At 65.2% G+C, this 8,993-nt stretch carries 6 protein-coding genes; all 6 read right to left on the minus strand.

The features are described from left to right. Window positions 1-55: 55 nt before the first annotated feature. On the minus strand, window positions 56-745 hold the full coding sequence (locus PMI42_RS10485; protein WP_008133403.1) for a response regulator: 690 nt from the start codon (window positions 743-745) through the stop codon (window positions 56-58). Then, window positions 742-3,465, minus strand: coding sequence for a DUF4118 domain-containing protein (locus PMI42_RS10490; RefSeq protein WP_008133405.1), 2,724 nt, complete (start codon window positions 3,463-3,465; stop codon window positions 742-744). Before PMI42_RS10490 ends, PMI42_RS10485 begins: the two co-directional genes overlap by 4 nt. A 40-nt stretch (window positions 3,466-3,505) precedes the next feature. After that, entirely contained in the window at window positions 3,506-4,111 is a 606-nt protein-coding gene (locus tag PMI42_RS10495; protein WP_008133406.1) for a K(+)-transporting ATPase subunit C, read from the minus strand. Window positions 4,112-4,222: 111 nt separating this feature from the next. Next, a complete protein-coding gene (gene kdpB / locus PMI42_RS10500; protein WP_008133408.1) occupies window positions 4,223-6,337 on the minus strand; it encodes a potassium-transporting ATPase subunit KdpB in 2,115 nt (704 codons plus the stop codon). Between the two features lie 18 nt (window positions 6,338-6,355). Further along, window positions 6,356-8,059: a potassium-transporting ATPase subunit KdpA gene (gene kdpA / locus PMI42_RS10505; RefSeq protein WP_008133409.1), complete on the minus strand. Its 1,704-nt coding sequence runs from the start codon at window positions 8,057-8,059 to the stop codon at window positions 6,356-6,358. 112 nt (window positions 8,060-8,171) lie between these two features. Next, window positions 8,172-8,261 carry a K(+)-transporting ATPase subunit F gene (locus PMI42_RS10510; RefSeq protein ID WP_008133410.1) on the minus strand — a complete coding sequence of 30 codons (90 nt, stop codon included), beginning with the start codon at window positions 8,259-8,261 and terminating at the stop codon, window positions 8,172-8,174. Between the last annotated feature and the right edge of the window lie 732 nt (window positions 8,262-8,993).

Below are 8,993 nucleotides of genomic sequence, written 5' to 3' on the forward strand. Positions count from 1 at the left end.
TGACGATGTGGTTACGGGGCCGCGCTGAAACTTCAATTTCGGACAACGCGACAGCCTAATCCCCCGCCTTCAGCCGGTAGCCAATGCCCGTCTCCGTCAGCACATATTGCGGCCGTTCCGGATCGGCCTCGATCTTCTGGCGAAGCTGGCGGACGTAAACCCGCAGATATTGCGCGTCGGTCAGTTCGTCCCAGAGCTCCTTGAGCAGGAAGCGATGGGTCAGCACCTTGCCGGCGTGCTGCACCAGCACGCGCAGGAGGTCGTATTCCTTCGGCGACAGTTTGACGTCGCGCTCGCCGACCTTGACGATGCGACGGACCAGATCGACCGAGAGATCACCGGTGCGGAACACGGGGCGTTCGCCCTGCACCTGGAGCTGGTGCCGCAACGCGGCGCGCAGGCGGGCCAAAAGCTCATCCATGCCGAACGGCTTGGTCAGGTAATCATCGGCGCCGAGATCGAGCGCTTGCACCTTGCCGGCCTCGTCGCCGCGGCTCGACAGCACCACGATCGGCACGGCTTCATTGCGGGCGCGGATGGTGCGCAGCAGCTCATGGCCCTGGATGTCGGGCAGGCCGAGATCGAGAATGATCAATGCGGGCTCCTCGGCCAGCTTTTCCAGCGCTGTCTTGCCGTTCGGCGCCTCCAGGATCTCGTAGCCTTGCGTCGTCAGCCCCATCCGCAGCAATTTTCGGATCGGCGGCTCGTCGTCGATCACCAGAACCTTGATCGGAGCAGCACTCATGCGGCGGTATCCAATGCATGGGTCTGCGCCGGGATGGGCAGACGGATGGTGAGGACCGCGCCGCTGCGGTCACTGCGGTTGGCGGCCGAGATCGACCCGCGCATGGCCTCGACGAAGCCGCGGGAGATCGCGAGCCCGAGCCCGGTCCCCGGACGGACATGATCGCCCTTCTGCGCGCGATAAAACTTGTCGAACACGCTCTCGAGCTCATCGGGCGGAATGCCCCCGCCTTCGTCGGCAATCTGGAGAACCACCTGATCCCGCTCGCGCTGGCTCTTGATCGAGATGGTGGTTTCCGCCGGTGAATATTTCGCTGCGTTATCGAGCAGGTTGAACAGCACCTGCTCGAACAGCACCGCATCCAGCTGAAGCATCGGCAGATCGGCCGCCAGCACCAGCTCCACCTTGTGAGCGGTGAGGATCTTGCTCGCGCGCCGCAGCGCGCTGCCGACGATCTCGCCGAGATCGTGCAATGCCGTATTGGGCACGATGGCGCCGGACTCGAGCTTGGTCATGTCGAGCAGATTGGCGATGAAGCGGTTGAGCCGCTCGGATTCGTCGATCACAGTCGCGAGCAAATCGCGCTTCTCGGTATCAGACAAGGCACCGGCGAGATCGCGCATGGTCGAGGCGGCGCCCAGCACGGAGGCGAGCGGCGTCTTCAGGTCGTGCGAGATCGAGGTCAGCAGCGCCGAGCGCAAGCGTTCGGATTCGACGGTGCGCTTGACCCGGTCCATGTCCTCGACCAGCAGCACGCGCTCGATCGCCAGCGCTCCCTGGTCGACCAGTGCGTCCAACAGCCGGCGCTGGTCCGGCGTCAGCAGCGGACCGGTGCGGTCATTGTCGATGCCGATGACGCCGATCGGCCCGCGCCCGGTGCGCATCGGCAGGAACAGCCGCTTCGCACCCGGCAGCGTGTCCGAGCCGCGGCCGGCGGGGCGATCATTGCTCCAGGCCCAGTTGGCGGCGGCAAGATCGGCCTGGTCGAGCTCATCCTCGGGCGGGTAGCCGGACTTCACCGTGAGCAGGCCGTCCTCCGGCAGCAGCAGCACCACGCGAACCTTCAGCATCAGCGCAGTCTGATATGCGGTCGCCCACAGCACGTCGTCGAGCGTCGCCGTGCCGGCGAGCTTGCGGCTGAAGGCATAGAGCTGCTCGGTCATCCGGATCCGGCCAATTGCGGTATCGGCCTGCGTGCGCACGCGCGCCGCAACATTGGAAACGATCATCGCCACCACCAGGAACAGGACGAAGGCGGCCACGTTGGTCGGATCGGTGATCGTGAAAGTGTAGATCGGCGGCAGGAAGAAGAAATTGTAGGACAGCGAGGCCGCGACGGTGGCGAGTAGCGACGGCCACAGGCCGTACCGCACCGCGACCGCCACCACCGCCGTCAGCAGCACGAGATCCACGTTCTCGATGCCGAATCGCGGCTGAAGCAGCTCGGCGGCGCCGAGACCGAGCAGGACGACGCCGAGCGCCTTCAAATAGGGCCACGGATTGAACGGGTCGGATCGCGCGGCGGTCTGCACCGCCGCCTTGGGCGCCGCCTCTCCGGAAAGCCCGTCGCCCGGGATGACGTGAACGCTGATATTGCCGGCACGACTCACCAGATCATGCACGACGGAGCCGCGCGTCATCTCGAACCAGCGCGAACGCGTCGACTTGCCGATCACGATCTGGGTGACGTTGTTGCCCTGTGCGAAACTGATGACGTCGTCGGCGATGCGGCGGCCGACGGCCGGAATGGTCAGCGCTTCGCCGCCCAGCGATTCCGCGAGCCGGAGCGTATCGGCAAGGCGATCGCGCTCCTCGTCGGACAATTGCAGGGATCGCCGCGTCTCGATCGAGATCGCGGTGAACGGTGCATGCAGCCGGTCGGCCAGCCGCTTGGTGTAGCGCACGAGCCCGGCCGCGCGCGGATCCTCGCTGACGCAGACCAGGATGCGCTCGCCCGCGGCCCAGGGGCCGGCGATGGCGTTGGCCTGCATGTGGGTGAGAAGCTGCTCGTCGACCCGTTCGGCCGTGCGGCGCAGCGCCAGTTCGCGCAGCGCGGTCAGATTGCCGGGCGAAAAATAATGCTCCAGCGCCCGCTCGGCCTGCCTGGGGACATAGACCTTGCCCTCCTTCAGCCGCTGGATCAGATCATCGGGCGTGAGGTCGATCAGCTCAATCGCGTCGGCCTGGTCGAACACCGAATCCGGTACGGTCTCGCGCACCCGGACATGGGTGATCTGGGCGACGACGTCGTTCAGGCTCTCGATATGCTGGATGTTGACGGCGGTGTAGACGTCGATGCCGTGGGAGAGCAGCTCCTGGACGTCGAGATAGCGCTTGGGATGGCGGCAAAGGGGCGCGTTGGTGTGGGCAAGCTCGTCGACCAGCGCAATTTTCGGACGGCGCGCGATCACCGCGTCAAGGTCCATCTCCTCGACGGTCTGGCCGCGGTAATCGAGCCGCTTGCGCGGGACGATTTCGAGCCCCCTCACCAGCGCCTCGGTCTCGGCGCGGCCATGGGTCTCGACGAAGCCGACCACGACATCGACCCCCGCCTTGCGCTTGGCGTGAGCGCTTTGCAGCATCTCATAGGTCTTGCCCACGCCGGGGGCTGCGCCGACGAAAATCTTCAACTTGCCGTTCGCACTCTCCTCCCGGCGCGCTGCTTCCAGCAGCGCCTCGGGCGACGGACGTTGTTCGGGATCGCGGCGCTCTCGGACCATTTTGCCAATATAATCATCTGAGCGCCGCGAGCCTAGACCACTACTTTGCGGCTGTGCGATCGAGCGCGAGGTTCAGCGCCAATACGTTAACGCGGGGTTCGCCAAGCAGACCGAGCAGACGGCCCTGGACGTTGGAGTCCACGAGCTGCTTCACCGCGTCTTCCGGCATGTTCCGGGCCTTGGCCACGCGCGGTATCTGGAATTGCGCGGCTTCCGGGGAGATGTCGGGGTCGAGGCCGCTGGCCGAGGTGGTGACCAGATCGACCGGGACGGCGGCGCCCGGATTTTCCGCTTTCAGCTTGTCCACATCCTCCTTCAGCCGGTCGGCCAGCGCCTTGCTGGTCGGGCCGAGATTGGAGCCGCCCGAATTGGCGGCGTTGTAGGGCGCCGAAACCGTCTTGGTCGAATCGTTCGGGTCCGGCGCCAGCGTCGCCGAGGGACGGCCGTGGAAGTACTTGTCGTCCTTGAACTCCTGCCCGATCAGGGCGGAGCCGACCACCTTGCCGTCGCGCTCGATCAGGCTGCCCTGCGCCTTGGCGGGGAAGATCGCGCCGGCAATGCCGGTCATCGCGAGCGGATAGGCCAGTCCCGTGATGGCGGTGAGCACCAGCAACAGAACGATGGCGGGGCGGATTTCTCTGAGCATGTGTTTTCTCCTATTTCTTTCGTCATTGCGAGCGAAGCGAAACAATCCAGGGTTTCTCCGCGGGTGCAGTCCGGATTGCTTCGTCGCTTCGCTCCTCGCAATGACGGGGGGTTAGGCCAGGTGCAAGGCGACAACGACGAGGTCGATCGCCTTGATGCCGATGAAGGGAATGACGATGCCGCCAAGACCGTAGATCAGGAGGTTCCGGCGGAGCAGCGCGCCGGCACCGACCGCGCGGTAGGCGACGCCCTTCAATGCCAGCGGGATCAACCCGATGATGACAAGCGCATTGAAGATGATCGCCGACAGGATGGCGCTCTGCGGGCTCGACAGGTTCATGACGTTGAGTACGTTGAGCTGCGGATAGAACGCCAGGAACATCGCCGGGATGATCGCAAAATACTTCGCGACGTCGTTGGCGATCGAGAAGGTCGTCAGCGCACCGCGCGTCATCAGCAGTTGCTTGCCGATCTCGACCACCTCGATCAGCTTGGTCGGGTTGGAATCGAGATCGACCATGTTGCCGGCCTCGCGCGCGGCCTGCGTGCCGGTATTCATGGCGACACCGACGTCGGCTTGCGCCAGCGCGGGCGCGTCGTTGGTGCCGTCGCCGCACATCGCCACAAGCTTGCCCTTGGCCTGCTCGTCGCGGATCAGCTTGAGCTTGTCCTCGGGGGTCGCCTGCGCCAGGAAGTCGTCGACGCCGGCTTCCGCGGCGATCGCGGCCGCGGTCATCGGATTGTCGCCGGTGATCATGACAGTGCGGATACCCATGCGGCGCAGCTCGGCGAAGCGCTCACGGATGCCGCCCTTCACGATGTCCTTGAGCTGGATGACGCCGAGCAGCTTGCCGTCCCTGGCGACCGCGAGCGGCGTGCCGCCGGCCTTGGCGATCTCATCCGCGATGGTCTGGATCTCGCGACCAACGTCCGACAATGTCATCGGCTGGATGGCGCGCGCGGTGTTGCCGGAGGCAACAGCCAGCGGCGCACCGCCGCCGACATAGTTGAGCATGGCATCGACCGCGCCTTTGCGGACCGACGAGCCGCCGGCATCGACACCGCTCATGCGGGTCTGCGCCGTGAACGGGATGAAGGTGGCGCCAAGCTCGGCCATGTCACGGCCGCGGATGCCGTATTTCTCCTTCGCCAGCACGACAATGGAGCGGCCTTCCGGCGTCTCGTCGGCGAGCGAGGCGAGCTGAGCTGCGTCCGCCAGCTCCTGCTCGGTGACGCCGCGCACGGGACGGAACGCCGTCGCTTGGCGGTTACCGAGCGTGATGGTGCCGGTCTTGTCGAGCAGCAGCGTGTCGACGTCGCCGGCCGCTTCCACCGCGCGGCCGGACATCGCCAGCACGTTGAAGCGCACCAGGCGGTCCATGCCGGCGATACCGATCGCCGACAACAGCGCGCCGATCGTGGTCGGGATCAGCGTCACGAACAGCGCCACCAGCACGACCACCGAGATCGAGCCGCCAGCGTAAGCCGCATAGCTCGGAATGGTGACCGTGGCGAACACGAAGATGATGGTGAGGCCGGCGAGCAGGATGTTGAGCGCGATCTCGTTCGGCGTCTTCGCGCGCTCGGCGCCTTCGACCAGCTTGATCATGCGGTCGATGAAGGTCGACCCCTGGGCTGCCGTGATGCGGACGCGGATCCAATCGGATAGCACCTGCGTGCCTCCGGTCACCGCCGAGCGGTCACCGCCGGACTCGCGAATGACGGGCGCGGATTCGCCGGTGATGGCGGCCTCGTTGACGGAAGCCACGCCTTCGATCACCTCGCCGTCCGAGGGAATCGTATCGCCGGCTTCCACGAGCACGATGTCGCCGACCTTGAGGCTTGTGCCCGGCACCAGCTTGAACGCCTGACCGGCGCCGCTCAGGAGCTTGGCCTGGCTCTCCGTGCGGGTCTTGCGCAGCGATTCCGCCTGCGCCTTGCCGCGGCCTTCGGCGACTGCTTCGGCGAAATTGGCGAACAGCACCGTGAACCAAAGCCAGAGGATGATCTGGAATGTGAAGCCAAGGCCGCTACCGCCCGTGACGACGTCGCGCAGAAAGACCACGGTGGTGAGCGCGGCCACGATCTCGACCACGAACATCACGGGGTTCTTGATCATCAGCCGCGGGTCGAGCTTGGTGAAGGACGCGCTGATCGCGGGCAGCACGATTCTGGGATCGAGCATTGCCGACATCGGGGCGCGTTTTTGCAGTTTCATCGTATCCATGGAGGTCACTCCAACCAATCAGAAGACGTTACCGGCGTTCATCGCGAGATGCTCGACGATGGGGCCGAGCGCGAGTGCCGGGAAAAAGGTCAGGCCGCCGATGATCAGGATCACGCCGACGACGAGGCCGACGAACAGCCCACCCGTGGTCGGGAACGTGCCGGCCGACGGGGGAATGGACTTCTTGGCGGCAAGCGAGCCCGCAATCGCCATCGCCGGGACGATCATGAAGAAGCGGCCGACGAACATCGCGCTGGCGAGCGTGAGGTTGTAGAACAAGGTGTTGCCGGTCAGGCCCGCGAAGGCCGAGCCGTTGTTGCCGGTCGCCGAGGTGTAGGCATAGAGCACCTCGGTGAAGCCATGCGGCCCGGCATTCGCCATCGAGGCCACCGCCGCCGGATAGACCACACCGACCGCGGTCCAGCCGAGATACATCAGCGGCAGCACCAGGATCGCGAGCATCGCCATCTTGACCTCGCGCGCCTCGATCTTCTTGCCGACATATTCCGGCGTGCGGCCGACCATCAGGCCGGCGACGAAGATCGCGAGAACGACGAACAACAGCATGCCGTAGAGGCCGGCGCCAACGCCGCCGATGATGATCTCGCCGAGTTGCATGTTGATCAGCGGGATCATGCCGCCGAGCGCGGTGAAGCTGTCATGCATCGCATTGACCGCGCCGCAGGAGGCGGCCGTGGTGATCACGGCGAACAGCGAGGACGCCACGATGCCGAAGCGGACCTCCTTGCCCTCCATGTTGCCGCCGGTCAGGCCGAGCGCGTGCATGGTTGAGGTGCCGTTGGCTTCGGCCCAATAGGTGACGGCGACGCCGGCGACGAACAGCACGCCCATCACGGCCAGGATCGCCCAGCCCTGGCGCTGGTTGCCGACCATGCGGCCGAACACGTTGGTGAGTGCGGCACCGAGCGCGAAGATCGACAGCATCTGGATGAAGTTCGACAGCGCGGTCGGGTTCTCGAAGGGATGCGCAGCGTTGGCATTGAAGAAGCCGCCGCCATTGGTGCCGAGCATCTTGATCGCGACCTGCGAGGCGACCGGGCCGACCGCGATGGTCTGCTTGGCGCCCTCGAGCGTGGTGGCCTCGACATAGTCACCCAATGTCTGCGGCATGCCCTGCGAGACCAGGAACAGCGTGTAGACCACGCAGATCGGCAGCAGCACATAGAGCGTGCAGCGGGTGACGTCGACCCAGAAATTGCCGACGGTGCGCGCCGAGGCGCGCGAGAAGCCGCGGATCAGGGCCACCGCGAGTGCGATGCCGGTGGCCGCAGACAGGAAGTTCTGGTGCGTCAGGCCGAGCATCTGCACGAGATAGGAGATCGTGCTTTCGCCGCCGTAGTTCTGCCAGTTGGTGTTGGTGATGAAGGAGATCGCGGTATTGAAGGACAGATCCTCCGCAACCGCGCCCTGCCCGGCCGGATTGAACGGCAGCACGGCCTGCAGCCGCATCACGCCGTAGATGATCAGGAAGCCGCCGACATGGAACAGCAGCATGGAGACCGTGTAGGTCATCCAATGCTGCTCGCGCTTCTCGTCGACGCCGGAAAACCAGTAGATGCCGGCCTCGATGGGGCGCAGCACCGGCGACAGGAACGTCCGCTCGCCGTTGAAAACGCGCGTCATGTACCAGCCGAGCGGTTTTGTGAGCGCGACGATGATGACGCAGAACAGAATGATCTGGAGCCAACCGATCATGGTCATGGAATCAACCCTTCAGGCTTGGTGCCCGGCGCAGCAGCGGCAGGAGCACCGTCAGCAGGCAGGCGACGAGCAAGGCGTCCGCCAGCAGCAATTCGACAAGCAGCAGCACGGCTCAGAACCTCTCGGGCCGCAGCAGCGCATAGGTGAGGTAGATCAGGAGACCGAACGAGACGGTGCCGGCGAGCGCATAATCGAAGATCATGGTCCGCTCCCTCACAGCCGTTCGCAGGCATAGGTGTAGCCGATCGCAAGGGCGAAAAAGACGAAGCCCAGCGCCAGCATCAGAATGTCCATCATGGGATTGCTCCTCGTTGCGCCCGATCCGGCGCAACCTTTTCTCGGGGACCCGGCGGAGCTCGTGGAGGAAACGCAACACAGTTCCACGGCACCAGGCGGGACTTTCGACCGTGCTGAAGTGCCACCCCGCGCATAGGTTTTCGAGACGAGGGCTATGGCGAAGATATAGGAATCTCATAAAGGCCGAGGCTTGGTTGCCGGACGACGCTCGCGGGGCATCCGCGCCGGCCCGGCCTTCGCCGGGGCGCGTGGAGCATGGCGCACCACCCTGCCTCCTCCCCTGCCCATTTATGAAAACCCTATATTTTCCGCCCCCTCCCCATCTCGTTTTCAAATGCCCTTCAGGCGATCTTGAAGAGGCCGGCCGACTGACCGACGCCACCTCCAGGAGGCCTGACTTGACCACCGCCGCCCTCCGACACGACGCCCCTCCGTCACTTGGCGACCGCTTGCGCAATGCGCATGGAATGACGCGACCGTTGATGCTCGAGATCATCGACAAGTCCTGCCGGCGCTTCCCGTCGCTCGGCCAGAGCGGGCGCACGGCACGTGTCATGCGCCTGATCGATGCCGAGGCCTGGACCGACGCGGCGCTGGCATTGATGGAGCTCGAGCTGCCGATGTGGCGGGGCGGCGC

It is taken from the genome of Bradyrhizobium sp. YR681 (assembly GCF_000282615.1).
Taxonomy (GTDB): Bacteria; Pseudomonadota; Alphaproteobacteria; order Rhizobiales; family Xanthobacteraceae; genus Bradyrhizobium.